The organism is Streptomyces sp. NPDC054883, assembly GCF_053610645.1.
In genome coordinates this window covers 90472-116190 of record NZ_JBSGYT010000011.1, presented here as the reverse complement: position 1 = coordinate 116190, position 25719 = coordinate 90472, and the positions used below count along the sequence as shown (strand labels likewise).

At 73.2% G+C, this 25719-nt stretch carries 23 protein-coding genes and 1 pseudogene; 10 read left to right on the top strand and 14 right to left on the bottom strand.

Features of this window, described 5'->3' with window-relative positions; all coding sequences use genetic code 11:
- Positions 1-31: 31 nt before the first annotated feature.
- Together ACWGH1_RS11400 and ACWGH1_RS11395 are read right to left on the bottom strand one after the other, a co-directional pair.
- Positions 32-463 carry a Zn-ribbon domain-containing OB-fold protein gene (locus ACWGH1_RS11400; protein WP_453351965.1) on the bottom strand — a complete coding sequence of 144 codons (432 nt, stop codon included), beginning with the start codon at positions 461-463 and terminating at the stop codon, positions 32-34.
- Positions 460-912, bottom strand: coding sequence for a DoxX family membrane protein (locus ACWGH1_RS11395; protein ID WP_453351964.1), 453 nt, complete (start codon positions 910-912; stop codon positions 460-462). Before ACWGH1_RS11395 ends, ACWGH1_RS11400 begins: the two co-directional genes overlap by 4 nt.
- 155 nt (positions 913-1067) lie before the next feature.
- Here ACWGH1_RS11395 and ACWGH1_RS11390 point away from each other — a divergent pair, with 155 nt between their 5' ends.
- The 3 genes from ACWGH1_RS11390 (at position 1068) to ACWGH1_RS11380 (ending at position 5561) form a co-directional block, all read left to right on the top strand.
- Complete coding sequence (locus ACWGH1_RS11390; RefSeq protein WP_453351963.1) at positions 1068-2270, top strand: flavin-containing monooxygenase; 1203 nt, start codon at positions 1068-1070, stop codon at positions 2268-2270.
- Positions 2271-2433: 163 nt separating this feature from the next.
- A complete protein-coding gene (locus ACWGH1_RS11385) occupies positions 2434-4668 on the top strand; it encodes an acetate--CoA ligase family protein (RefSeq protein ID WP_453351962.1) in 2235 nt (744 codons plus the stop codon).
- A gap of 92 nt (positions 4669-4760) precedes the next feature.
- Complete coding sequence (locus tag ACWGH1_RS11380; RefSeq protein WP_453408636.1) at positions 4761-5561, top strand: enoyl-CoA hydratase/isomerase family protein; 801 nt, start codon at positions 4761-4763, stop codon at positions 5559-5561.
- Positions 5562-5587: 26 nt separating this feature from the next.
- Here the strand turns inward: ACWGH1_RS11380 and ACWGH1_RS11375 are convergent, their stop codons facing one another.
- Positions 5588-6382, bottom strand: a complete 795-nt coding sequence (locus ACWGH1_RS11375) for a VOC family protein (protein WP_453354717.1) — start codon at positions 6380-6382, stop codon at positions 5588-5590.
- A gap of 232 nt (positions 6383-6614) precedes the next feature.
- Here ACWGH1_RS11375 and ACWGH1_RS11370 point away from each other — a divergent pair, with 232 nt between their 5' ends.
- Positions 6615-7217, top strand: a complete 603-nt coding sequence (locus ACWGH1_RS11370; RefSeq protein WP_453354724.1) for a flavin reductase family protein — start codon at positions 6615-6617, stop codon at positions 7215-7217.
- 52 nt (positions 7218-7269) lie between these two features.
- Here the strand turns inward: ACWGH1_RS11370 and ACWGH1_RS11365 are convergent, their stop codons facing one another.
- The 4 genes from ACWGH1_RS11365 to ACWGH1_RS11350 all read right to left on the bottom strand — a co-directional run bounded on the left by ACWGH1_RS11365 (position 7270) and on the right by ACWGH1_RS11350 (position 11722).
- A complete protein-coding gene (locus tag ACWGH1_RS11365) occupies positions 7270-8445 on the bottom strand; it encodes a UDP-N-acetylglucosamine--N-acetylmuramyl-(pentapeptide) pyrophosphoryl-undecaprenol N-acetylglucosamine transferase (protein WP_453354718.1) in 1176 nt (391 codons plus the stop codon).
- A gap of 84 nt (positions 8446-8529) precedes the next feature.
- On the bottom strand, positions 8530-9597 hold the full coding sequence (locus ACWGH1_RS11360) for a Zn-dependent alcohol dehydrogenase (protein ID WP_453354719.1): 1068 nt from the start codon (positions 9595-9597) through the stop codon (positions 8530-8532).
- Between the two features lie 4 nt (positions 9598-9601).
- Positions 9602-10801, bottom strand: a complete 1200-nt coding sequence (locus ACWGH1_RS11355) for an acyl-CoA dehydrogenase family protein (protein ID WP_453354720.1) — start codon at positions 10799-10801, stop codon at positions 9602-9604.
- A gap of 9 nt (positions 10802-10810) precedes the next feature.
- Positions 10811-11722, bottom strand: a complete 912-nt coding sequence (locus ACWGH1_RS11350; protein ID WP_453354721.1) for an SDR family oxidoreductase — start codon at positions 11720-11722, stop codon at positions 10811-10813.
- An 89-nt stretch (positions 11723-11811) separates the two neighbouring features.
- Here ACWGH1_RS11350 and ACWGH1_RS11345 point away from each other — a divergent pair, with 89 nt between their 5' ends.
- Entirely contained in the window at positions 11812-12738 is a 927-nt protein-coding gene (locus ACWGH1_RS11345; protein WP_453354722.1) for a cyclase family protein, read from the top strand.
- Between the two features lie 241 nt (positions 12739-12979).
- On the opposite strand, the gene ACWGH1_RS11340 is transcribed toward ACWGH1_RS11345, so the two are convergent.
- From ACWGH1_RS11340 to ACWGH1_RS11325, 4 genes are all read right to left on the bottom strand, one after another.
- On the bottom strand, positions 12980-13453 hold the full coding sequence (locus ACWGH1_RS11340; RefSeq protein ID WP_453408635.1) for an ATP-binding protein: 474 nt from the start codon (positions 13451-13453) through the stop codon (positions 12980-12982).
- A gap of 304 nt (positions 13454-13757) precedes the next feature.
- A complete protein-coding gene (locus ACWGH1_RS11335; protein ID WP_453353237.1) occupies positions 13758-14669 on the bottom strand; it encodes an acyl-CoA dehydrogenase family protein in 912 nt (303 codons plus the stop codon).
- Positions 14670-14674: 5 nt separating this feature from the next.
- Positions 14675-15829, bottom strand: a complete 1155-nt coding sequence (locus tag ACWGH1_RS11330) for an acyl-CoA dehydrogenase (protein ID WP_453353235.1) — start codon at positions 15827-15829, stop codon at positions 14675-14677.
- Positions 15820-17055: an amidohydrolase family protein gene (locus ACWGH1_RS11325; RefSeq protein WP_453353234.1), complete on the bottom strand. Its 1236-nt coding sequence runs from the start codon at positions 17053-17055 to the stop codon at positions 15820-15822. Before ACWGH1_RS11325 ends, ACWGH1_RS11330 begins: the two co-directional genes overlap by 10 nt.
- A 133-nt stretch (positions 17056-17188) precedes the next feature.
- Here ACWGH1_RS11325 and ACWGH1_RS11320 point away from each other — a divergent pair, with 133 nt between their 5' ends.
- A complete protein-coding gene (locus ACWGH1_RS11320) occupies positions 17189-18814 on the top strand; it encodes a class I adenylate-forming enzyme family protein (RefSeq protein ID WP_453353233.1) in 1626 nt (541 codons plus the stop codon).
- A 123-nt stretch (positions 18815-18937) separates the two neighbouring features.
- Here ACWGH1_RS11320 and ACWGH1_RS11315 read toward each other — a convergent pair whose 3' ends face one another.
- The gene (locus tag ACWGH1_RS11315) at positions 18938-19684 is read right to left on the bottom strand and encodes a hypothetical protein (RefSeq protein ID WP_453353232.1); all 747 of its coding nucleotides are present in this window, start codon (positions 19682-19684) and stop codon (positions 18938-18940) included.
- A 256-nt stretch (positions 19685-19940) separates the two neighbouring features.
- Between ACWGH1_RS11315 and ACWGH1_RS11310 the strand changes: the two genes are divergently transcribed.
- A complete protein-coding gene (locus ACWGH1_RS11310) occupies positions 19941-20813 on the top strand; it encodes a hypothetical protein (protein WP_453353231.1) in 873 nt (290 codons plus the stop codon).
- Between the two features lie 86 nt (positions 20814-20899).
- Here ACWGH1_RS11310 and ACWGH1_RS11305 read toward each other — a convergent pair whose 3' ends face one another.
- Entirely contained in the window at positions 20900-21379 is a 480-nt protein-coding gene (locus tag ACWGH1_RS11305) for a MarR family winged helix-turn-helix transcriptional regulator (RefSeq protein WP_453353230.1), read from the bottom strand.
- Positions 21380-21490: 111 nt separating this feature from the next.
- Between ACWGH1_RS11305 and ACWGH1_RS11300 the strand changes: the two genes are divergently transcribed.
- Positions 21491-22939 (top strand): MFS transporter, encoded by a 1449-nt coding sequence (locus tag ACWGH1_RS11300; protein WP_453353229.1) that lies wholly within the window; start codon positions 21491-21493, stop codon positions 22937-22939.
- 37 nt (positions 22940-22976) lie between these two features.
- Here ACWGH1_RS11300 and ACWGH1_RS11295 read toward each other — a convergent pair whose 3' ends face one another.
- Positions 22977-23501, bottom strand: a complete 525-nt coding sequence (locus tag ACWGH1_RS11295) for an EF-hand domain-containing protein (protein WP_453353228.1) — start codon at positions 23499-23501, stop codon at positions 22977-22979.
- A 354-nt stretch (positions 23502-23855) separates the two neighbouring features.
- Between ACWGH1_RS11295 and ACWGH1_RS11290 the strand changes: the two genes are divergently transcribed.
- Together ACWGH1_RS11290 and ACWGH1_RS11285 are read left to right on the top strand one after the other, a co-directional pair.
- A complete protein-coding gene (locus ACWGH1_RS11290; protein ID WP_453353227.1) occupies positions 23856-24434 on the top strand; it encodes a sigma-70 family RNA polymerase sigma factor in 579 nt (192 codons plus the stop codon).
- Positions 24431-25675, top strand: a pseudogene (locus ACWGH1_RS11285) (maleylpyruvate isomerase N-terminal domain-containing protein); the annotation flags it as partial. The gene ACWGH1_RS11290 and the pseudogene ACWGH1_RS11285, both read left to right, overlap by 4 nt.
- Positions 25676-25719: the final 44 nt, after the last annotated feature.

Below are 25719 nucleotides of genomic sequence, written 5' to 3'. Positions count from 1 at the left end.
GCTACGCCAACTCCCCGGTGCGCGAGCCGGTTTACCGTTCAGGACGGAACACCGGGACGGCCGTACCCGGGCCGCTCTCGCGGAACGCGACCCTCAGCGGCATTCCGACCCTCAGGTCCGCCGCCTCGCAGTCCACGAGTTCCGTCATCATGCGCGGCCCCTCCGCCAGGTCCACCACCGCCGCCACGTACGGCACCCGCTCCCCGAAGGGCGGCAGGTCGTTGCGGTGGATCACCGACCACGTGTACAGGACGGCCGACCCGTCGGCGTCCTCCCACCGCACCCGCTCCTCCCCGGCCCAGCAGAACGGACATAACTCCCTCGGGTAGTGGTGCGCCCGGCCGCACTCCGCGCAGCGCCGCAGCAGCAGCCGGCCCCGCGCGGCGGCCTCCCAGTAGGGGCGGGTGAAATCGTCCGCCTCGGGCAGGTCGTACCGCGCCGTCGACCCGCTCGACCCGCTCACAGGAACAGTCCCATCGCCGCGTCGAGGGACCAGACCTGCCAGCCCATGGCGAAGAGCGCGACGGCCGAGACGAGCGCCATCATCGCGTTCTGCCCCTGCTCGGCCCAGTCGTGGATCATCAGCACCAGGTACAGCAGGTTCAGCAGCAGTCCGCCGATGAGCGCGACCGGCGTCAGCAGTCCGAGGACCAGGCCGAGGCCGAGGGCGAGTTCCGCGTACACCACCACGTACGCCATGAGCTTGGGGCGGGGCCGGACGACCCGGTCGAAGCCGCCCCGCACGAAGGCCCAGCGGTGCTTGCCCACCACGTCGGCGGCCCACGCGATGCCGGTGCCGCGTTCGAACCAGCCCTTCTTGTCCTTGTGCCGCCAGCTCTCCAGCCACCACAGGCCGAGGCCTGTCCGGAGCACGGCTGTCCATTCGGCCCCACTGAGCCAGACGGTCTGCATCGGCAGCTCCCATCGTCCCTGATCTGACGGTACGTCAGTTGACCCGATCGGGGCCCGTCCCGCAAGGCCCCCGCAGCCGGTCCGTGACCGATCCGCAATCGATTCCCTCCTCGTCCGAGACCCATCAACCCTCTGTGTCGATACGCTCACACCTCATGCCCGGAGTCCCCACAGCCCCCGACCTGACCACCCAGCCGCGCCCCGTGTACGTGATCGGCGCCGGCCCCGGCGGCCTCGCCGCCGCCGCCGCGCTGCGCGCCCGCGGGGTCCGCGCCGTGGTGGTCGAGAAGTCCGACGCCGTCGGCGCCTCCTGGCGCGCCCACTACGACCGGCTCCGCCTGCACACCACGCGGCGCCTCTCCGGCCTGCCGGGCCTGCCCCTGCCGCGCCGCTTCGGGCGCTGGGTCGCGCGGGAGAACGTCGTGCGGTACCTGGAGAAGTACGCCGAGTTCCACGAGCTGGAACTGGTCACCGGCGTGGAGGTGACCCGGATCGAGCGCGCCGCCGACGGGGCCGGCTGGACCCTGCACGCCAGCGGCGGCCGCGAGCTGGCGGCCGGGGCCGTCGTCGTGGCCACCGGGTTCAACCACACCCCGGCGCTGCCCGACTGGCCCGGCCGGGCCGGCTACCGGGGGCGGCTGCTGCACGCCGCCGAGTACCGCCACCCCGCCCCGTACGCCGGCCGGGACGTGCTCGTGGTCGGCGTCGGCAACACCGGCGCGGAGATAGCCGTCGACCTCGCCGAGGGCGGCGCGGCGCGGGTGCGGCTCGCCGTGCGCACCGCCCCGCACATCGTGCGCCGCTCCAGCGCCGGCTGGCCCGCGCAGCGCACCGGCATCCTGGTGCGCCGGCTGCCGGTACGGCTCGTGGACCGGCTCGGCGCACTCGTCGCCAGGGCGACCGTCCCGGACCTGTCGGCGTACGGGCTCCCCCGCCCCACCACCGGCCTGTACAGCAGGGTCCACGAGGGCGCCATCCCCGTCCAGGACGTCGGGCTGATCGACGCGGTCCGCCGCGGCGCGGTCGAGCCGGTCGCCGCCGTCACCGCCTTCGACGGGGCCGGGGTGGAGCTGGCGGACGGCAGCCGGATCACCCCGGACGTGGTGATCGCGGCCACCGGCTACCGGCGGGCGCTGGAGGGCCTGGTCGGCCACCTCGGCGTACTCGACGGGCGCGGCCGCCCCCTCGCGCACGGCGCCGGCAACCCCGCCGGGGCGCCGGACCTCTACTTCACCGGATTCACCAACCCCGTCAGCGGGATGTTCCGCGAAATGGCCCTGGACGCGGAGAAGATCGCGAAGGTCGTGGCCCGCCGCAGGCCGGCCGAACGCCGCCGACGCCGGCGCAGGGTCGGCTGAAACCGTCCTGGACCCCCCGCCCGGGGTTCTGGGACCGTTCCACACACCACCTCCACCATCTTTCCTGCGCAGCCCTGTTCCTGACGGCGTGTCAGTTCAGTAATCTGACTATGCGTCAGCTAGCGAGACTCATGGAGTTCATCGAGCAGGAGCGGGCGGAACGATGCTTGGATCTACTCACGGCACCCTCACCACCGACTTCCGCGCACGGGTCGAGGCCTGCGGCGAGACCCCCCGGACGGCCGTCCACTCCACGGCGGCCCCCACCGCCGAGGACGCGGCCGCACTCGACGTCAGCGGCCGGCCGCTGCGCTCCGACGTGCCCGACCTGGACCGGTTCTTCCGGCCCGGGGCCGTGGCCGTCATCGGCGCCTCCGACGCCGAGGGCAGACCCAACACCGGCATCACCCGCCAGCTCATCGCCTGGGCGGAGCGCGTCGGCGCCCGGCTGCACCCGGTGCACCCGACCCGCGCCACCGTCTTCGGACTGCCCTGCCACGCCTCCGTGGCCGAGCTGCCCGAACAGGTGGACCTGGCGGTCCTGCTCGTGGCCGACCCGCTCCCGGTGATCGAGGAACTGGCCGAGGCCAAGGTCAAGTTCGCAGTGGCCTTCGCCTCCGGGTTCGCCGAGACCGGTGACGCGGGAGCCGCCGCCCAGGCCCGGCTCTCCGCCGCCGTCCGCCGGTCGGGCCTGCGCCTGCTCGGCCCGAACACCAACCTCAACGCCTTCGAGGCGTTCCGCGCGGACCTCGACGGCCCGGCCATCGCGCTGATCACCCAGTCCGGCCACCAGGGCCGGCCCGTCTACGCCCTCCAGGAACTCGGCATCCGGCTCTCGCACTGGGCCCCCACGGGCAACGAGGCCGACCTGGAGACCGCGGACTTCATCTCCTACTTCGCCGAGCGGCCCGAGGTCGGGGCGATCGCCTGCTACGTGGAGGGCCTCAAGGACGGCCGCGCCTTCCTGCTCGCCGCCGACCGGGCCGCGCGGGCCGGGGTGCCCGTCGTCGCCGTCAAGGTCGGCCGTACCGAGACCGGCGCCCGGATGGCGGCCTCCCACACCGGGAAGCTGACGGGCGCCGACGCGGTGGTGGACGCGGCCATGCGGCAGTTCGGGGTGATCCGGGTCGACGGACTGGACGAGCTCCAGGACACCGCCGCCCTGCTGGCCCGCGCGCGCCGGCCCCGGGCCGACGGGGTGGTCGTGTACTCCATCTCCGGTGGCACCGGAGCCCACTTCTCCGACCTGGCCACGGAGGCGGGGCTCACCCTTCCCACCCTCTCGCAGGCCAAGCAGGACGAGCTGCACCAGTGGATCCCGGAGTACCTGAGCGTCGCGAACCCCGTCGACAACGGCGGCCACCCCGTCGGCGACTGGCGCGGCCCCAAGATCATCGAGGCGATCCTCGCCGACCCGTCCGTGGGCGTCCTGATCTGTCCGATCACCGGGCCCTTCCCGCCCATGAGCGACAAGCTGGCGCAGGACCTGGTGGACGCCGCCGAGCGGACGGACAAGCTGATCTGCGTGATCTGGGGCTCCCCGGTCGGCACGGAGGAGGCCTACCGCACCACGCTGCTCGGCTCCTCCCGCGTGGCCACCTTCCGCACCTTCGGCAACTGCATCAGCGCCGTCCGGGCCTACCTGGGCCACCACCGCTTCACCGCGTCCTACCGATCGCCCTTCGAGGAGGCCCCGCGCACGCCGTCCCCCTCCTACCGCAAGGCACAGGCCCTGATGCGCCCCGGCCGGCAGCTCAGCGAGCACGCGGCGAAGCAGCTGCTGCGGGCGTACGGGATCCGGGTCCCGCGCGAGCAGCTGGTGACCAGCGCGGCCGCGGCGGTGCGGGCGGCGGGGCTGGTCGGGTACCCGGTGGTCATGAAGGCCTCGGGGCCCCAGCTGGGGCACAAGACGGAGCTGGGCCTGGTCAAGATCGGCCTGACCTCGGCGAGCCAGATCCGCGACGCCTACCGGGAGCTGACGGACATCGCCCGCTACGAGGGCATCCCGCTGGACGGCATCCTCGTCTGCCAGATGGTCGAGCGGGGCGTGGAGATGGTCGTCGGCGTCACCCAGGACGACCTCTTCGGCCCGACGGTGACGGTGGGCCTCGGCGGGGTGCTGGTGGAGGTCCTGCGCGACGCGGCGGTGCGGGTACCGCCGTTCGGGGAGGACCAGGCCCGGACGATGCTGGCCGAACTGCGCGGGCACGCGCTGCTGGAGGGCGTACGGGGCGCACCCCCGGCGGACGTGGACGCGCTGGTGGAGGTCGTCCTGCGGGCCCAGCGGATGGCGCTGGAACTGGGGGACACCCTCGCCGAGCTGGACATCAACCCCCTGATGGTGCTCCCCCGCGGGCAGGGCGCGGTGGCCCTGGACGCCCTGGCCGTCTGCCGATGACGCCTGCCGCCGCCGCTCCGAGCCACGATCCGGGCCCCCGCGCCCCGGCTCCCGGGCGGCCGGGACGCCCCTGACACGAACGGAGTCCAGCCATGAACCGCGCCCCCGAGGACGAGGTGCTGCACCGCGTCGACAACGGCGTCTCGTGGATCACGCTCAACCGGCCCGAGGCCATGAACGCGGTCACCCGGGAGCAGCGGGAACGGGTCATCGCGCTGCTCGCGCAGGCGTCCGGCGATCCCGGGGTACGGGCCGTCGTCCTCACCGCCACCGGGAAGGGGTTCTGCGCGGGCGCCGACCTGCGCGGCGGCCCGGCCGCCGGTGACCGGGTCGCGGGGGACGTGGCGCGGATGATCAGGCTCGGCGCCCAGCGGCTGATCACCGCGGTGCTCGACTGCGAGAAGCCGGTCATCGCCGCCGTCAACGGCACCGCGGCCGGGATCGGCGCCCATCTCGCATTCGCCTGCGACCTGGTCATCGCGGCCGAACCGGCCCGTTTCATCGAGGTGTTCGTGCGCCGGGGCCTGGTCCCGGACGGCGGCGGCGCGTACCTGCTGCCCCGGCTGCTGGGGCCGCAGAAGGCCAAGGAGCTGATGTTCTTCGGCGACGCCGTCCCCGCCGCCGAGGCGGAACGCCTCGGGCTGGTCAACACGGTGGTCGCGGCCGAGGCACTGGAGGCGACCGCCCGCGCCTGGGCGGAGCGCCTGGCCCAGGGCCCGACCCGGGCCCTGGCCCTGACGAAGCAGTTGGTCAACGCCTCCCTCGACGGGGACCGGGCGGCAGCCCTGGCCGCCGAGGCCGCCGCCCAGGAGATCAACATGACCACCGCCGACGCCAACGAGGGCGTGGCCGGCTTCGTCGAGCGCCGCACCCCCAAGTACCTCGGCCGCTGAGTACGCCGGGGGGCCGGGCCCGGGGCCTACATCCGGGGGCTGGGCTTCAGCAGTGCGAAGGTGGCCCCGAACGGGTCCGCCACCCAGCCGATCCGGCCCACGTCCGGCACGTCCGCCGCCGGCATGAGCACCGAGCCTCCGTTGCCCTGCGCGGCGCCCACGGTGGCGTCCACGTCCGCGACGTGGAAGTAGGGCACCCAGCTCGGCCCGAGGCCGCCGCCGCCCGCGCCGTCACCCAGCGGCGCCACCCCGCCGAAGGACGCCTCGCGCTGGTCGCCGCCTTCCTTGGTGCTCAGCACCCGGTACGTCATCCCCGGCGCCTGCATCTCCTCGCTGCGCCACCCGAACACCCCGTTGTAGAAGGAGATGGCCGCGACCGGGTCCGGCGCGTGCAGCTCCACCCAGACCAGCGAATTCTCGGCCGAGGCCACCTCCAGGCCGGCGGTCTTGCCGGGCTGCCACGAGGCGAACTGGGCGCCCTGCGGGTCGGTGAACTGGGCGAGCCACCCCTCCCCCATGACGTCCATCGGCTCCACCCGGACGGTGCCGCCGCCGTCCCTCACGGCCCGGACGGTGGCCTGTAGGTCCGGGCTCATGAAGTGCACCGTCCAGGCCGACTTCGCGCCCTCCTCGGTGAGCGGTCCGATCCCGGCGACGGTCTTGCCGTCCTGCTGGAAGAAGCCGTACCCGCCGGCCTCGGGTCCGGCGGAGGCGAAGTCCCAGCCGAAGACGCCCCGGTAGAAGGCGACGGCCGCGTCGGTGTCGGGGGTGCCGAGGTCGAGCCAGTTGGGCGAGCCGGTACGGAAATCGGTGCCGAGCATGGGGTCTCCCGGGTGTCTGCGGTGGTGCGGCGTACGGCGGCACGCCGGTCCCCGCCACCATGCCGAGCCCGCGCGCGGCTGTCCGGCGTACGGGTCTCCGGCGGGCCGGGGTTCACCCGACCGGGGTAGAGCGGCGCGGCGCCACTCCACGGCCGGGCTGCTCCACCCCTTCCCGCCCCTTCCCATCTGACGAACCGTCAGCTTCAATCGAATCGTGATGGGACACGCAGGGATGGCGGCCACCGTCGTCCGATACCTCAGGTCGGCCGGCTCCCCCACCTCCGCCGCGGCGGAGCCGGATCCACTGCCGCGCCCCGACCTGCGGGCGGTCCGGGAGGACGAGCGGGCGCCGGTCGGCGCCGCCGAGTTCCGGGCCGTCCTCGGCAACTTCGCCAGCGGGGTCACCGTCATCACCGCCCCGGCCACCGACGGCTCGGCCGGACCGGCCGGTTTCGCCTGCCAGTCCTTCGCCTCCCTGTCCCTGGAGCCGCCCCTGGTCACCTTCATGGTGGCCCGTACGTCGACCACCTGGCCCCGGATCGCCCGGGCGGGGGTGTTCTGCGTCAACGTCCTGGGCGCCGAACAAGGGGCGCTGTGCCGGTCGTTCGCGGTCAGCGGCACCGACAAGTTCGCCGGCGTCGCCCACCGGCCGTCCCCGGCGACCGGCTCACCGCAGCTGGACGCCGTGCCCGCCTGGATCGACTGCCGGATCCACGCCGTCCACACGGGCGGCGACCACCTCATCGTCGTGGGCCGCGTCGAGGCCCTCGGCGCATCCGGCGAGGGCGACCCCCTCCTCTTCCACCGGGGCAGGTTCGGCCGCTTCGCCCCGTGAGCCGGCCGGCTCGCGCCCCACGGGCCGCAGCTGCCCGCCCGGCCCCGACCGGTCAGCCGGATGCGGCGGACAGGAGCACGTCCACCAGCCTGTGCGCCGCGTCCGGCCGTCCGTGCGCCCGGGCCCGTGCCGCCATCGACTCCCGCCGCGCGGGGTCGGTGAGGAGCGGGCCGACCGCGTCCTTGAGCCGGTCGGGGGTGACGTCACCGAGCAGGGCGACGGCGGCGCCGGCCTCCTCCAGGTGGCGGGCGTTGTGCGCCTGCTCGTTCCCGGCCGAGGAAGCGAGCGGGACGAACACCGCGGGCTTGCCCAGCGCCGTCAGCTCGGCGAGCGTCCCGGCGCCGCTTCGGGAGACCACGACGTCGGCCAGCGCCAGCACGTCGGGGAGTTCCGGGCCGACGAACCCGGCGAGGTAGTACCGGCCCGACAGGTGCGGCGGAAGTGCCGCCGCGCGCTGCCGCAGGCCGTCGACGTTGGCCGGCCCGCACTGGTGGAGCACGTTCGCCCGCTCCAGCAGCCACGGCAGTGCGTCCCGTACGACGTCGTTGATCTGTTGGGAGCCCTGGGCGCCGCCGGTGACGTACACGGTCGGCAGGCGCCGGTCGAAGCCGTGCAGGGCCAGCGCCTCCACCGCCTTGTCCGGGTGCCCGGTCAGCACCTCGGGGCGGATCGGGTTGCCGGTGACGACGGCGATCCCGCGCACCGACTCCGGCAGCAGCGGCAGCGACGACTCCGACGACACGGCGATCCGCGTCGCCGAACCGGCGAGCTTCCGGTTGGCCAGGCCCAGCCGCACGGTCTGCTCGTGCAGGACCAGCGGGCGGCGGCACATGCGGGCGGCCAGGCCGGCCGGGACGGCGACGTATCCGCCCGTCGCGAGCACCACGTCGGGCCGGAAGTCGGCGATGATCTTCCGGGCCTGGGCCACGCCGAGCGGCACGCGCGCCATGTCCTTCACGTTCGCCGGGCTCACCATCTTCAGCGGATTGCTGGAGCGGCGGATCTTGCCCGTGGCCACGGTCTTGAAGGCGATGCCCTCGGCCGGTGCCACCCGGGCCTCCAGGCCTTCCGCCGTGCCGATCCAGAGCACCTCGACCGCCCTGCCCTCCGCCGCCAGCCGGTGCTGGAGCGCACGGATCGCGGTCAACGCGGGATAGGTGTGCCCCCCGGTTCCTCCCCCCGTGACGATCAGACGGAAGCCGGCCGGGTGATGAGAAGAACTGTTCATCCGGCGCACCCTACCGGGCCCCCGCCTTTCGTGGCGTGCGGTGCCGGTCGGCGACGGGCGCCCGTGCCAGCGGCCCGACGAGCCTCAGAAGGTGAGCACCCCCCGCGCGACGCGGCCGTGGCGGGCGTCGTCCGCCGCCTTCGCGAAGTCCTCCACCGGGTAGACCTCCGTCACCAGCTCGTCCAGCAGCAGCTTCCCCTGCCGGTACAGCTCGGCGTACAGCGCGATGTCGCGCTGCGGCCGGGAGGACCCGTACCGGCAGCCCATGATCGTCTTGTCCAGGTACAGGGACGACACCTGGAAGGAGGCCTCCTCCTTGAAGCCGGGCACGCCCAGCAGGACCGCCTGCCCGTGCCGGTCGAGGAGGTCGACGGCCTGCCGGATGAGCCGTACGTGGCCCACGCACTCGAAGGCGTGGTCCGCGCCGGTCGGCAGGATCTCGCGGACCGCCGCCGAGGAATCCCCGGCGGCCGACGCGTCGATGAAGTGGGTGGCCCCGAACTGCCGGGCCACCGCCTCCTTCGCCGGGTTGGCGTCCACCGCGACGATGGTCCCGGCCCCGGCGATCCGGGCGCCCTGGAGCACGTTCAGCCCGATGCCGCCGGCGCCGATCACCACCACCGTCTCGCCGTGGCCCACCCGCGCCCGGTTCAGCACTGCCCCCACCCCGGTCAGGACCCCGCAGCCGATCAGCGCGGCCGAGGTCGCCGGGATGTCCTCCGGGATCTTCACGGCCTGCACGGCCCTGACGATCGTGCGCTCCGCGAAAGCCGAGTTGGAAGCGAACTGGAACAACGGCTTCCCACCGCGCGAGAAGGGCTGTCCGGGCATGCCGATGGCCTTGCGGCACATGGTCGGCCGGCCCCGGTCGCAGTCCGCGCACGCCCCGCAGTTGGCCAGGGTGGACAGCGAGACGTGGTCCCCGGCCGTCACGTGCGTGACGCCGGGTCCGACGGCCTCGACCACCCCCGCCCCCTCGTGCCCCAGTACCACCGGCGGCGGGAACGGGATGGTCCCGTCGATCACCGAGAGGTCGCTGTGGCACAGTCCGGCCGCCCTGATCGCGACCAGCACCTCCCCCGGGCCCGGGTCGCGGAGTTCCAGATCGTCGACCACCTGGGCCTGCTTGCCGTCGAACACGACGCCTCGCATGTCGTCACCGCGTCTCTCTGGGCAGGCCGAGCACGCGCTCGGCGATGATGTTCCGCTGGATCTCGTCCGAGCCGCCGTAGATGGTGTCGGCCCGGCTGAACAGGAAGAGTCGCTGCCCCTCGTCGAGCCCGTGTTCGTACGGGTCCTCCCGGCCCCAGTCCGCCGGTCCGGCGGTGGCCGCCGCGCCCCGTACCGCCACCGCCAGCTCGCCGAGCCGCCGGTGCCAGCCGCCCCACAGGAGCTTCGCGACGCTCGGCGCGCCCGGGTCGCCGCAGCCGCCCAGGGTGCGCAGGGCGTTCCAGCGCATGGTGCGCAGCTCGGCCCACTGGCGCACCAGCCGCTCCCGCAGGACGGGGTCGTCCGCCCCCGAGGCGGCGTGGGCGGCCAGGACCCGTTCCAGTTCGGCCGCGAAGCCGATCTGCTGCACGAGGGTGGAGACGCCCCGCTCCAGGGCGAGCAGGCCCATGGCCACGCTCCAGCCGTCGCCTTCGCCGCCGACCGGCTCGGCGGCCACCGCCCCGTCGAAGAACACCTCGTTGAACTCGCTGGTCCCGGTCAGCTGGCGGACGGGCCGGACCTCGATCCGGCCCGGCTGGTCCATCGGCACCAGCAGGAAGGTCAGGCCCCGGTGGCGGCGGGAGCCCGGTTCGGTGCGGGCCAGAACGAAGCACCAGTCGGCCTCCCGGGCGAGGGAGGTCCAGATCTTCTGTCCGGTGATCCGGTAGCGCCCGTCGGCCGGGTCCCGGACGGCCGCCGTACGGACTCCGGCCAGGTCGGAGCCGGCGCCCGGCTCGCTGTACCCCTGGCACCACAGTTCCTCGCCGCGGGCGATCCCGGGCAGGTAGCGGTCCCGTTGCTGCGGGGTGCCGTGGGCGACGAGGGTGGGTGCGAGGAGGTTCTCCCCGATGTGGCCGACCCGTCCGGGGGCGCGCAGCGCCGCGTACTCCTCCGCCCACACCACCTGTCCGGTCAACGAGAGCCGGCGCTGCCCGTAGGCCCCGTCGGGCACCTCCCAGCCCTGGCCGATCCAGCCGCCCCGGCCCAGCTCGCGCTCCCAGGCGCGGCGCGCCTCGACCCCCTCGTGCTCGCTGCCGGGGCCGCCGAGTCCGCGGGCGTTCGCGTACGGGCCCACGAGGTGCTCCCGCAGCCACGACCGGGCGCGGCGGCGCAGTTCCTCGTCCTCGGGCCCGAAGCCGAAGTCCATGGGTCCCCCTCACGCGTTGGGGCGGTCCTTGGCGGCCGCCGCCTTGGCCATGGCCTCCAGCTGCGCGAGCATCGGCATCGGATCGGTGCCCACCGTCCCGGGCAGGAAGTCGGCGATCTTCTCGGGGGTCCAGGAGCCTTCCGCGTACCCGGCGCGCAGTTCGCGCGGCTGCGCCCACACGGCGATCTTCGGGCCCGCGATGGTGTACACCTGCCCGGTGATCGCCTCCGCCTTCGCCCGGTCGCTGAGCAGGTACGTCACGAGCGCCGCGACGTCCTCGGGTTCGCCGATCTCCTTGAGCTCCATGGGTACGTTGGCGGACATCCGGGTCCGGGCGACGGGCGCGACGGCGTTGGCGGTGACCCCGTACTTGGCCAGGCCCAGGGCGGCCGAGCGGACCAGGGAGATGATCCCGCCCTTGGCGGCGCTGTAGTTGGCCTGGGCCACCGAGCCCTGGTGGTTGCCGCTGGTGAAACCGATGAGCGTGCCGGAGCCCTGCCGGCGCATGACGGCGGAGGCGGCGCGGAAGACGGTGAAGGTGCCCTTGAGGTGGGTGGCGACCACGGGGTCCCACTCCTCCTCGGACATGTTGAACAGCATCCGCTCGCGCAGGATGCCGGCGACGCAGACCACCCCGTCGACGCGCCCGTACCGCGCGAGGGCGGTGTCGACGATGCGCTGGCCGCCCGCCATGGTGGAGATGTCGTCGGCGACGGCGACGGCCTCGCCGCCCGAGGTCTCGATCTCCTTGACCACGGACGCGGCGACCTCGCTGGTGGGCTCGCCGCCCTCGATGCCCACGCCGTAGTCGTTGACGACGACCTTGGCCCCCTCGGCGGCCGCGGCGAGTGCCACGGCCCGTCCGATGCCCCGGCCCGCCCCGGTGACGGCGACGACCTTGCCTGCCAGGAAGTTCCCCACGCCCGACCCCTTTCCGCAGTTTCTGACGGACCGTTAGATTCTATGGGCAGTCCGATGCCGCAGCACAAGCCCTGGGAGTTGATGAGGCCATGACCCTGCCGGCCGAGTTCCACGACATCGCCAAGCGCGTCAACAACTGGGGCCGGTGGGGAGCCGAGGACGAGAGGGGAACCTTGAACCTGGTCACCGACGCGGTGGTGCGCGCCGCGGCGGCCGAGGTCCGCACGGGCCTACGGGTCCCGCTGGCGCTCCCGCTCAAGGAGGACGGGGTCCAGGCCGGTCTGATCCCCGGCCGGGTCAACCCGCTGCACACGATGGTGCAGATCAACCAGGAGCTGTTCGGTCCGGGCACGGTGGCGTGCAGCGACGACGCCGTGACGATGGGGCTCCAGGCCGGGACGCACTGGGACGCGCTCACGCACGTCTCGCACTCGGGGCGGATCTACAACGGCCGTCCGGCCGCTTCGATCACGGCGCACGGCCGGGCCGAGTACAGCGGCATCGACAAGGCCGGTCCGGTCGTCTCGCGGGGCGTCCTGCTGGACGTGGCCCGCGCCAAGGGCCTGGACCGGCTGCCGGGCGACCACGCGGTGACCCCCGAGGACCTCGCGGAGGCGGAGGAGTTCGGCCGGGTCACGGTCCGGGCCGGTGACGTCGTCCTGGTCCGCACGGGTCAGGTCCGGGTGTACCTGGCGGGCGACAAGCACGGCTACGGCTTCCCCTCACCGGGCCTGTCGGTCCGCACCCCGGAGTGGTTCCACTCGCGGGACGTGGCGGCCGTCGCCAACGACACCCTGACCTTCGAGGTCTTCCCGCCGGAGATCGAGAACCTGTGGCTGCCGGTGCACGCGCTCGACCTGGTCGAGATGGGCATGCTCCAGGGCCAGAACTGGAACCTCGAAACGTTGTCCACAGCCTGTGCGGAAGCCGGCCGCTACGCGTTCCTCCTGTCGGCGATGCCGGAACCCTTCGTCGGCGGCACCGGCACCCCGGTGGCCCCCGTCGCCGTCCTGTGACCCCCGAGTGGGGCGTACGCCCCGCCGACCACGTGTTCCTGGCGCCCGGCCTCCGACGCGACCACCGGCGCGCGGGAGGGAGACCTACTGGGTGGCGGCGTACGCGCATGCACGCCCCGAGCGCGGCACGGCAGCCGCCACCCCACGACCCGCACTCGTCAAGGCAGGACCCTTGGCGTCCCCTCGCGACGAATCGCTCCCCACCAGAGTGATCAACACGTGACGAACCGTCAACACCTCGTTAGAGGTACACGCGGGGTTCCCCGATCGGGGCAAAGAATTCGGCAGACCTTTCCGGGGTGTCCTCGGCGCGGTCGGCGCACGCCTTCTTCGCCCGGTCGATCTCGCACCAGATCCGTTTCCCCGCGCCCTCGCGCTGCCAGCCCCAGCGGTCCGCCAGCCCGTCGACCAGCTCCAGGCCGCGCCCGCCGGTGTCGTCCCCGGCGGCCTGCCGCCGGGCGGGCGCCCGGTCGCTGGCGTCCGCGACCTCGACCCGCACCCCGGGCCCCCCGAACAGCATCCGCAGCACGGCGGGACAGCCGGTGTGCACGACCGCGTTGGTGACCAGCTCCGAGATCAGCAGGATCAGCGTCTCGGCGAGCGGCTCGTCGTCCCCTATCCCGGAACCCGCCAGCCGGGAGCGCGCCCACCGGCGCGCCCGGCCGACCTCGGCGGGGTCCGCTCCTACCTCAAGCTGAACCTGAAGCACCTGCACCGCTCACACCATCCGAACCGGCGGACACTTCGCCTCACGACGGAACGGGGTCACGGCCAGTGACCCCCTTGCGGAGCAGCATGGTTGACATACAGTCACCACAACAAGCGCTTCGGGCATATTCCAGCGCGAAGGAGTAGGCGTGGTGCATACTGTGCGACGCTCACGCCGCTCAACCGCTCGCATTCGTCGGAGCGTACCGGAGCGCGCCCCGACTCCGGTCCGTAAGGGGGCGGCCGAAGGACACAAACCGATATCAACTCTCCGTAATCGGACATGAGTCCCGCCTCGTTCGTCCCGTGCCTCACGGGCCCGACCCGCACGGCCACGACCCCAGCAGGTCCGCCGCCAACAGCTCCTCCGCCCGCGCCGCCGTCCGCCACTGCTCCGCGCGGACCCACGCCCGCTTGAGGTGCAGGTGTACGTCCGCCTCCCAGGTGAAGCCCATCCCGCCGTACACCTGGAGGCAGTCGCGGGCCCCCCGCACGGCCGCCTCGTCGGCCAGCAGCTTCGCCGCCGCGATCTCGGCCCGGTCGCCCGTCACCGCCGCCGCGTACACCGCCGTACGGGCCAGCTCCGCCCGCACCAGCATGTCCGCGCACAGGTGCTTGACCGCCTGGAACGCCCCGATCGGCTGCCCGAACTGCTCGCGCCCGCGCGCGTGGGCCACGGCCAGCTCCACCGTGCGCAGGGCGCTGCCGGCCTGGAGCGCGGCCGTCAGCAGCGCGCCCTCGTCCCGGTGCGCGTCGGCCTGCCCGGTCCGGCCCACCCGGTGCAGCGGCGTCAGCGGGTCCACCGAGCGCACCGGCTCGCCCTCGGGCGGCTCCGGCGCCCCGAGCACCGCGTCGGACTCCGCCAGGTGGGCCACCAGGGGCCCGTCCAGGTCGAACGCCGTCACCACCGTCGTCCCGGCCGCGGCGCCCGGGACCACCCCGGCCGCCAGGTGCGTGGCCACCAGCGGCCCCGGCAGCAGGGCCCGCCCGGCCTCCTCGAAGACCAGGACCGCCTCCGGGAGCCCGAGCCCGACCCCGCCGTCGGCCTCCGGCAGCCGCAGCGAGAAGAACCCGGCATCGCCCAGCTCCCGCCACAGCCGCCGGTCCACCGCGGCGCCCGCCTCCACCGACGCCCGCAGCGCCTCGCGCCCGTACCGCCCGGCGAGCAGGCCCCGTACGCCCGCACGCAGGTCGCGCTGCTCCCGGCTCGGCTGGAAGTCCACGCCGCTCACCGCCCCTTCGGCAGGCCGAGGACGCGCTCGGCGACGATGTTCCGCTGGATCTGCGAGGTGCCCGCCGCGATGGTGTACGACAGGGACGAGAGCCGGTCCGGCACCCACTCCTCGTCCAGCACGAGCGAGCCCGCGCCGAGCACCTGCGCCGCGGCCTCGTACAGCTCCTGCCGCGCGTGGGAGTACGCCAGCTTGAAGACGCTGCCGCCCGTGCCGGGGACGCCGCCCGAGCGCTCGGACTCGCTGACGTTCCACTGCGTCAGCCTCCAGAGGGCGCCGAACTCCCCGTGGAGGCGCCCGAGGGTGCGACGCAGGACGGGATCGTCCCAGCGACCGTTCTCCTTCGCGGTCCGGGCCAGCAGCGCGAGCGTGCGGCGGCAGGCCACCACCTCGCCGACGAACGCGGTGCCCCGCTCGAAGGACAGCGTGACCATCGTGACCCGCCACCCGTCGTTCTCCGCCCCCACCCGGTTCGCGGCCGGCACCCGCACCTCGTCCAGGAACACCTCCGCGAACTCGGCGGATCCCGCGAGGGTGCGCAGCGGCCGTACGGTGATCCCGGGCGCGTCCATCGGCATGGCCAGCCAGCTGATGCCCTTGTGCTTGGGGGCCCCCGGGTCGGTGCGGACCAGCAGCTCGCACCAGTCGGCGACCTCCGCGTGCGAGGTCCAGATCTTCGAGCCGGTCACCACGTAGTCGTCGCCGTCGCGGACCGCGCGGGTGCGCAGCGAGGCCAGGTCGGAGCCGGCATCCGGCTCGCTGAACCCCTGGCACCACATCTCGTCGCCGCGCAGCACCGGCGGCAGCCAGCGCGCCCGCTGCGCGGCGGTGCCCTCGGCGGCGATGGTGGGCCCCGCGTGCAGCAGTCCGACGAAGTTCGCGCCGACGTACGGAGCGCCGGCCCGTTCCGTCTCCTCCAGGAAGATCAGGTGCTGGGTCGGGGTCGCGCCGCGCCCCCCGGCGTCCAGGGGCCAGTGCAGGCCCGCGTACCCGGCGTCGTACAGCCGTCGCTGCCAGCCCGCGTCGTAGGCGCGGCGGGCCGGCCAGTCGTCGGGGGACGGCCTGGGGGGCAGGGCGGGCAGCTCCTCGGCGAGCCACTCGCGCAGCCGGGCCCGGAACTCCCGCTCCTCCTCGGTGTAGGTCAGCTCCACTGGCGGTCCCCGCGCCGGCGGTCTCCGCGGTCACGGTCCAGGTCCAGGCCCAGCATGCGGATGGCGTTGCCGCGCATCAGCTTGTAGACGGTCTCGTCGTCGAGGCCCTTCACGTGGTCGAGGGCGACGTCCTTGGTGTGCGGGAAGGTCGAGTCGACGTGCGGGTAGTCGGTCTCGAAGGTCGCGTTGTCGCGCCCGACGACGTCGAGCGAGGCGATGCCGTGCTTGTCGCGGAAGAAGCAGCAGAACATCTGCCGGTAGTAGTACGTGGACGGCGGCTCGGGGATCAGGTCGCGGACCCCGCCCCAGGCGCGGTGCTCGCGCCACACGTCGTCGGCGCGTTCCAGGGCGTAGGGGATCCAGCCCATCTGGCCCTCGCTGTAGGCGAGCCTGAGCGTCGGGAACTTGACCAGCACCCCGCTGAACAGGAAGTCCATCATCGAGGCCATCGCGTTGTTGAAGCTGAGCGAGGCCTGGACGGCGGGCGGCGCGTCGGGGGACGCGGCGGGCATCTGGGAGGAGGAGCCGATGTGCATGTTGACGACGGTGCCGGTCTCCTGGCAGACGGCGAAGAAGGGGTCCCAGTACCCGGAGTGGATCGACGGCAGGCCGAGGTAGGTCGGGATCTCGGAGAAGGTCACGGCGCGCACGCCCCGTGCGGCGTTGCGCCGGACCTCCGCCACCGAGAGGTCGATGTCCCAGAGCGGGATGATGCAGAGCGGGATCAGCCGTCCGCCGCTGTCCCCGCACCACTCCTCGACCATCCAGTCGTTGTACGCGCGCACGCAGGCGAGGGCCACTTCCTTGTCGTGCGCCTCGGCGAAGGTCTGGCCGCAGAAGCGGGGGAAGGTCGGGAAGCACAGGGACGCCTCGACGTGGTTCAGGTCCATGTCGGCGAGGCGCGCGGCGGGGTCCCAGCAGCCGCGGCGCATCTCCTCGCGGGTGATGCCCTCCAGGGTCATGTCGTCTCGGTCGAAGCCGACGGCGGCGATGTTGCGCTTGTACGGGAACTTGAGGTCCTCGTAGATCCACCAGTCGGTCGGCGGTCCGTCGGGATCCATGGAGATCACGTACTTGCCTCCGGTGTAGACGAGGTCGCCTATGCCGGCGGTCAGCGCCTTGGGGCCGCGGTCGCGGTATTCGGCCGGCAGCCACACGTCGAAGAGGTGGGCGGGTTCGATCACATGGTCGTCGACGCTGATGATCCGAGGCAGTTCCGTGTCCATGGTGTCAGGTGTCCCCTCGCCGTATCTGATGGACCGTCAGAAATAAGCTAGCCCCGCCACCTCTGGACCGGCAAGCGCCGGAGCCCTACGCTCTCGCCAGATCTGACACATCGTCAGCCAAGGGGAGGCCGGGATGACGGCGACGGACGGGGCCGGGACGGCGGCGGCGGACCGCGGGGCGGCGGCGGACCCCGGCACGGCTCGCGGGGCGGCCGTGGAAACGGCGCGGGCCCTCGGCGGCTGCGCCACTCTCTGGGAGCTCGTCGCCCGCCGGGCCGCGCTCACCCCCGCGGCCCCCGTGCTCATCGAGGCCGCCCCGGACCCCGCCGACGACCGCACCCTCACCTTCGGTGCGCTGCACGAGCGCGCCGAGCGGGTCGCGGCGGGCCTGTACGGGATGGGGGTGCGCCCGGGCACGGTCGTCGCCTGGCAACTGCCCACCCGCATCGAGACGGTACTGCTCTCGCTCGCCCTGGCCCGGCTGGGCGCCGTCCAGACGCCCGTCATCCCCTTCTACCGGGACCGTGAGGCCGGCTTCGCGCTGCGGGAGTCGGGAGCGGAGTTCTTCGCCGTCCCCGGGGAGTGGCGCGGCTTCGACCACGCCGCCATGGCCGCCCGGCTGGGGGCGCGGGGCGTCTTCCGGGCTTACCGGGACCTCCCGGCGGGCGACCCGGCCGCGCTGCCCGCACCACCCGCCTCCGGGACGGACGTGCGCTGGATCTACTGGACCTCCGGCACGACCTCCGACCCCAAGGGCGTGCTGCACACCGACCGGTCCCTGATCGCGGGCGGCTCCTGCCTGGCGCACGCCCTTCGGCCGGGGCCGGGGGACGTCGGCTCGGTGGCCTTCCCGTACGCGCACATAGGCGGCCCGGACTACCTGGTGATGCTGCTGCTGTACGGGTTCCCGGCGGTCCTGTTCGAGAAGTTCGCGATGCCGGACGCGCTGGACGGGTACCGCCGCCACGGGGTCACCATCGCCGGCGGCTCCACCGCGTTCTACTCGATGTTCCTCACCGAACAGCGCAAGGACCCCGGCAGGAGGCTCATCCCGAGCCTGCGCCTGCTGGCGGGCGGCGGCGCCCCGAAGCCGCCGGAGGTCTACCACGCGGTGGTCCGCGAGCTGGGCTGCAAGCTCACCCACGGCTACGGCATGACCGAAGTCCCGATGATCACGATGGGGGACCCGGACGACACGGACGAGAACCTCGCGACGACCGAGGGCCGGCCCCCGCAGGGCATGTCGATCCGCATCACGGCCCCGGACGGCACCCCGCTCCCGCCGTCCGCCGACGGGGAGGTCCGCCTGCGCGGCGAGGCGGTCTGCCGCGGATACCTGGACCCCGACCGGTCGGCGGAGGCCTTCGACGCCGATGGTTACCTGATCACCGGCGACCTCGGCCACCTCACCCCGGCCGGGCACCTGGTCCTGACCGGCCGCAGCAAGGACGTCATCATCCGCAAGGGGGAGAACATCTCGGCGAAGGAGATCGAGGACCTCCTCCACCTGCTCCCCGAGGTCACGGACGCCGCCGTCATCGGCCTCCCGGACCCCGACCGCGGCGAACGCGTCTGCGCGGTGGTCGAGCAACCGCCGTCAGCACCCCCGTTGACGCTGACGGCGGTCACCGCCCACCTGCGCTCCCAGGGCCTTTCCCCGCACAAGCTCCCGGAACAACTGGAACTGGTCGAGGCGCTCCCCAGAAACGAAGCCCTCCGCAAAGTGCTCAAGTACAAACTCCGCGAGCGCTACGCGTGAAAGCACGCCGCCGGCCTCCGAGACCGATAAGGGATTTCGGAGACCGGCGAAAGCGATTCCCCGTTGTGGGGGGTGAATCAGGAAACCGCCGCACCCGCTCTCAGCCCATGGCGACTGTCCCCATTAGATGTTCTTGAGGTAACCGCTCTTGAAGCCGTAGGCGTTCGCGACGACCTGCTGGCGCTTGTCGATCTCGACGCCGAAACCCTTGTAGATGATCGAGCCTTCCCAGACGACCTGGCCGATGGCGTTGCCGCTGGCCAGCTGGGCCTTCGGGACGCCGTGGCCGATGGAGACGGCGCCGTTGAAGTTGCGCTTGCCGCAGTCGGCGTGGTCCACGCGGTCGATCTTGGAGCCGTTGGTGTGGTAGTTCACCCACACGCTCAGCTTGGTGATGGTGATGCCGAAGATCTTCTGGCGGACGGTGTAGGTGGTGTCCCACCAGCCGGCGTGCAGCTTGCCCGCGGCCGAGACCCCGGAGGCGTCGCCCGCGTCGGGGGTGAAGGTGGCCTCGCTGTCGGAGGCGATCTGCACGTCACCGCCCTTGAGGTTCACCAGCTGGTGCACGGGGGCGGGGTTGACCGTCTCGGGGACGTCGGCGACCTCTTCGAGGAGGGCCTTGAGGTTCTCGGGGTCCTCGGCGTAGTTGAGGAACTTGACCTGCTTGTCGTGGGTCAGGGCGTCGAAGTCGCGCAGCGCGTCGGCGGCGCCTTCCTCGGTGCTGCTCTTGAGGCTGTTCTCGTAGGCGGCGATGCGCATGCCGTCCTGCGAAATGAGAGAGGCGCTGGCGTTCGCGGTGCCCATCAGCGTGGTGGCGGCGACGACGGCGAGAACAGCGGCGGTGCGGCGGGGGGTTATGACCTTGGACATGGCTGAGCGGAAGCCTCTCGTGTTGGGGGGTGGCTTGTGGTCTCAGCTAATCAGCGGAACAAACCGTTCCCGCTCAACAGATCCTCAGATCTTCGATCTTCATCGGGCGCGCATCCACACAGGGGGTAAATGCCTGGCCATAGCTGGCAGTTGGGCAAAAAGGTGCGCTAGCGTCCGGCTCACCACGAACTGAAGACAGGTGACCCCGGCGGTGCGCCAACACCCCGGGGTCCGACACCGAAGTAAAGGCCCTTCGATGCACATTCACCTTAGCCCCCGCACGCGCGCGTTCACCGTCCTCGGGAACGAACTCCTCCGCGACCGGCGCCTCAGCTTCACCGCCCGGGGGATCCTCGGCTACCTCCTGTCCCAGCCGGACCAGGTCCGCGAGGACGTACGCTCCCTCGCCGACAACAACCCCGGAGTGGGGCGGCGCGGGGTCTCCAAGGCCGTCGACGAGCTGATCAAGTACGGCTACTACGTGCGGGAGACCGTACGGGACGCCCTGACCGGGCAAGTACGCACGAAGGTGCTCGTCTTCGACACCCCGTACGGTGCTGGGGAGCCGGTTCCCGCAGTACCGGCCACCGGTGAACCGGCCGTCGGGAACCCGGGAACGTTCCCCCTTCGGGCGAAGCAGTACGAGGAGAAAAAACCCACCCTCCCTGAACCCGTGAAGCTGACGGAGGCCGTCAGCCGAGGGGGCGCGCTGCTCCAGCGGCTCGGCGTCTACGAGCCACGGCTGGCGCTCAGCGCCGAAGAGACCCTCGCCCTCGCGCCCCTCGCCGAACAGTGGCTGGACCACGGCGTACCGGAGCTGGAGGCCCGCTCCCTGCTCGCGGACGGGCTACCCCGCCCCGTCCACTCCGCCCGCGCCCTGCTGGCCGACCGCCTCGTGCGCAAACTCCCCGCGTTCCGCACCCGCCGCGACCCCGCCGCCCCGGCGGCACCCCTGCCCGAATGCCCGGCGTGCCGCAACCCGCTCAGCACCCCGGGCGCCCCCTGCACCCCCTGCGCCCGCACCCCCGACCGACCGCCCCGCCGGACCCCGCTCCCCCCGACCGCCGTATCGGCCCACGCCACGGCGGTCCGCCAAGCCCTGCGCGGCGTCCCGGCGCCGGCTCCGTAAGCCGGCGGGTCCGGGCCCGCACCGGTGCCCCCGCCCATGGATGGCCGAGGTCCGCACGCGCCCTTCGGCATGGGCTCCGGCGGGCGTCACTGGCGGGCGCGGCGGGCCGGGCGGGGGGTGTCGGAGGGGCTGTCGAGAGCGCCCTGCGCAAGGAGGCCGAGGGCGCGCAGCAGCGCCTCGCGGTCGGCGGACGGGAGCGAGCCGAGGGCGTCGGCGTGGACCTGGTCGACGATGCGCCGGCTTTCGGCGGCGACGGCGGCGCCCCGCTCGGTGACGGCGATGACGCGGGCCCGCCGGTCCTTGGTGGAAGGCCGCCGCTCGGCCAGCCCCGCCTTCTCCAGCGCGTCGACGGTGACGACCATCGTCGTCTTGTCCATGTCGCCGATCTCGGCGAGCTGGATCTGGGTCCGCTCCTCCTCCAGCGCGTGGACGAGGACGCAGTGCATGCGGGCGGTGAGCCCGATCTCGCCGAGGGCGGCGGCCATACGCGTACGCAGGACGTGGCTGGTGTGGTCCAGGAGGAAGGAGAGATCGGGCTCGGTCCGGGCGGGTGACATGGCGGTCATGGACCCAGCCTAACCGTTAGGTCCGAGATAAATCGTCTGCAACGAAACCATCTGCTACGGTCTCACTATCGCTCGGCCTTCCGCCCGCTCACCGGAGAGAGAGACAGACCGATGTCCGCCGTCACGCGCACCTCCCCCCTGCCCGCCGCCGCCCGCGGCTCCCGCTTCCGCTCCCGCTGGACCGCACTCGCCGTGCTCTCCACCGGCGTCCTCATGACCGTCCTCGACGGCAGCATCGTCACCGTCGCGATGCCCGCCATCCAGGACGACCTCGGCTTCACCCCCGCCGGCCTGAGCTGGGTCGTCAACGCCTACCTGATCGCCTTCGGCAGCCTCCTGCTCCTCGCGGGCCGGCTCGGTGACCTGATCGGCCGCAAGCGGATGTTCCTGGCCGGCACCGGCGTCTTCACCGCCGCCTCGCTGCTCGCCGGATACGCAGCCTCCCCCGCCGTCCTACTGGCCGCGCGGTTCCTCCAAGGCGTGGGCAGTGCCATGGCCTCCGCCGTCAGCCTCGGCATCCTGATCACCCTGTTCACCGAACCCGGGGAACGGGCCAGGGCGATAGCCGTCTTCTCCTTCACCGGGGCGGCGGGCGCCTCGCTGGGCCAGGTCCTCGGCGGGGTCCTCACCGACGCGCTCGACTGGCACTGGATCTTCTTCATCAACCTGCCGATCGGGCTCGCGGCACTGCTCCTGGCCGTTCCCGCGATCCCCGCCGCCCCCGCGGCCCCCGGCACCCCCGCGGGGGCCGACGTACTCGGCGCGGTACTCGTCACGACTGGGCTGATGGTGGGCATCTACAGCGTGGTCAAGGTGGAGGAGTACGGCTGGTCCTCCGCGCACACCCTCGGCCTCGGGGCGCTGGCCCTGGTCCTGCTGGCGGCCTTCACCGCGCGGCAGGCGACGGCCCGCACCCCCCTGATGCCGCTGCGGATCTTCCGCTCCCGCGCCGTGGTCGGCGCGAACCTCGTGCAGATGCTGATGGTGGCCGCGCTGTTCTCGTTCCAGATCCTCGTCGCCCTCTACCTCCAGAAGGTGTCGGGGTACGGGGCCGGCGCGACGGGTCTGGCCATGCTGCCGGCCGCCCTGGTGATCGGAGTCGTCTCGCTGGGCGTCTCGGCCCGGCTGAACTCCCGCTTCGGTGAGCGCGCCGTCCTGTCCGCCGGGCTCGGCCTGCTGGTCGTGGCGCTGGGTCTGCTCACCCGCCTGCCGGTGCACGCCGACTACGTACGGGACCTGCTGCCGGTGATGCTGCTCGCCGCAGGCTTCGGCCTGGCCCTGCCGGCGCTCACCGCCCTGGCCATGTCACAGGCCGGCGAACACGACGCGGGACTCGCGTCCGGCCTGTTCAACACCACCCAGCAGATCGGCATGGCCCTCGGCGTGGCCGTCCTGTCCACCCTGGCGGCCTCCCGCGCCGCTTCCCTCGCCTCCGCCGGCCGGACCTCCGCCGAGGCGCTCACCGGCGGCTACCACCTGGCCTTCGGCATCGGGGCCGGTCTGCTGCTCACCGCGATGGTCATCGCCGCGGCCCTGCTCCGGGGAGAGCGCCGCGACTGATGTCCCCCGTGGAACCCGCCCCGGCGCCCCGCCCCGGTCAGGCGTCCGGGGCGGCCACACCGCAGTAGGCGGCGAAGGCCTTGAGGATTTCGTCCTCCGAGATGCGGTCGTCGCCGTCCGCGTCGAGGGCCGTGGCGATCTGGGCCGCCAGTTCCGGCGGGGTGCCGAGCACGCGCAGGACGCGGGTCGCCGCGGCCGGGGAGGCGCCGTCCGCGGGGCCGTCGCCGGAGGCCACCGCGATCACCGCGCGCAGGAACGGCCGGGCGATCTCCGCGAAGCGCTCCGGGTTGTCGCGCAGCCGCTTCACCGCGCCCGTCACGAACTCCTCGCGTGACACCCGCTGGTCCCCGTCGACGTCGGCGATCCCGGCCATGCCCTGCCAGAACGCCTCCGCGCCGGCGAAGACGGCCTGGCCCCTGTCCGACCGGGCCCGGACGCCGAATTCGGCCAGTACGGCCCGCGCGGCCACGCTGAAGTCCTCCCGGTCGATGTAGCCGGACCCGTCCTGGTCGAAGGTGGCGAATCGGGAGGCGATCTTGCGCTCGTACTCTGCGCTGTCCATATTCGGCGTTCCGCCTTCACATGTGCGTGTGGGTGCAGTTGAGGTGCGGTCGAGACGTGCAGTCGAGACGTGCGGTCAAGAGGTGCAGATCAAGACAAGGCAGGAGCGTACGTCCTCGGTGGCCCGTGCGTTAAGCGGAGCCGTCGGGGAGATGGCCGCATCGAACCCGCGCACGGGAAGCGCGGCAGGGCGCGTACAAATGTGCCTATGCGGGCGTCATGTTCCGCCGGGCAACCCGTGCCGCCCGTAGCACGACGGGCACACTTCCGGGGCGGGCTTCGCCCAAAGACGGGCGCATCCCGCCAGGTGCCGACTACATTCGACGGGTCGACACACGGCTGGGCTGGGGGCACGATGCCGAAGGACGCACCACCGCGCTGGGACCGCCGCATGCAGCAACGCCTCGCCCGCGGTGAGGCCGCCGCGCTCGGGGAGCTGTACGACCGCTTCGCCTCGCTCGTGCACAGCCTCGCGCACCGGGTGCTGGGTGACGAGACGGCCGCGGACCGGATCACCCGCGAGGTGTTCGGGTACATCTGGGAGAACCCGGACGCCTACGACCCCAAGCAGGGCTCCCTGCGCTCCTGGGTCGCCCGGATCACCCAGGGCCAGGCCGTGGCCCGGCTGCGCCAGGCCGAACTGGGCCGCGGCTCCCGCGAGGAGCTGGAGCAGAAGGTGCGCAGCGCCAACGCGGCCGCCCGCGCGGACTACATCGTCACGTCGATGCCCGCGCCGCTGCGCTCCGCGCTGGAACTCGCGTACTTCAAGCGGCGCGACTACCGCCAGGCCGCCGCCGACCTCAAGATCAGCGAGGACGAGGCGCGGCGCCGGCTGCGGCTCGGCCTCCAGTTGCTGTCGACCGCCAACGCCCTCCCGCGGGAGGACACCGCCCCGCCCGGATACGGCCCGCCCGGATATGGAACGCCCCGATGACCGGCCCCGCCGAAGACGCGCCCGACGACGGTTACGAGCGGCCCGTGGGCGGTGCGGCGCGGATACCGGGCCCGCGCTGGGCCGCCGACGACCTCGAACCGCTGCGGGGCCCGAAGCCCGTGCCGGAGCCCGTGAACGTACCCGTACCCGCGCCGGAACCGGTAGCCGCGCCGGAACCGCCGCCCACGCACGCCGTACTGAAGTCCCTGCTCGGGGCGTGGGCGCTGGCCGCCTGCTCCGCCGAGGAGACCCGGGCGGTGGAGGACCACCTGACCGAGTGCGCGCCCTGCGCCGAAGAGGCGCTGCGGTTGCGGGACGCCGTCGGGCTGCTGCACCCGGAGGAGAGCCTGGACCTGAAACCGCTGCTGCGCTCGCGGGTGCTGGAGGACTGCCTGGGCAAGCGCCCGGCCCGCATCCCCGTCCCGGCGTGGGCGACCCCGTACGACACCGAGACCGCCCGCCTCGACGCCCTGCTGCGGGACTTCGGCGACTCGGAGTGGCACACCCCGGTCCGGCTCAAGTGGTTCGAGGAGGAGCGGCGCCGGTCGCGGCGCACCACCGTGGCAGGGGTGATCGGCCACCTGCTGACGGTGGACGGGCTCGTCGCGACGGCGCTCGGGCTGGACGACCCGCTGGGCGCACAGGCTCCGTCGGGCGGTACGGCGGAGCGCACGGAGTTCTTCTGGGACTCCGCACCGCACCCGGCCACCCGCCAGGTCCGCGAGCCGTGGCGGGAGCAGGGCCACACCCTGGTCCGCACCGTCTCCTTCGCGGGCCACGGGGTGGCCGAACTGGAGGTGGACTACGGGAGCTTCGCCCTGCCGCTGGGGGACGCGTTCCTGGAGCGGGCCTTCGAGTGCTGGGTGCACGCGTGGGACATCGCGGAGGCGGTGGACTATCCGTACGAGCCGCCGTCCGGGCCGCACTTGCACCGCATGATCGACCTGGCGGCGCGCCTGCTGCCGGGCGCGCTGGCCGAGCGGCGCCGCGCGGGTCTGGCGGGACCGCCGCGCGGCCTGGTCGCGGCGGGCGCCCCGGGGCGGACCCTGCACCTGGAGATCGAGGGTGCGGGCGGCGGGGGTTGGGACATCGCCCTGGACTCCCCGGCGGCGAAGCCGTCGTCGGACCACACGGTGGCGGAGATCGCGCTGGACGGCCTGGAGTTCTGCCAGCTGGCCGCCGGCCACATCTCCCCGGAGGAAGCGGCGGCGGGCCAGCACGGCGACCGCGAGGCGATCCGCGGCGGCTTCGCTCAGCCGCCTGTAGCGCCGTCGTCCGGCGGCGC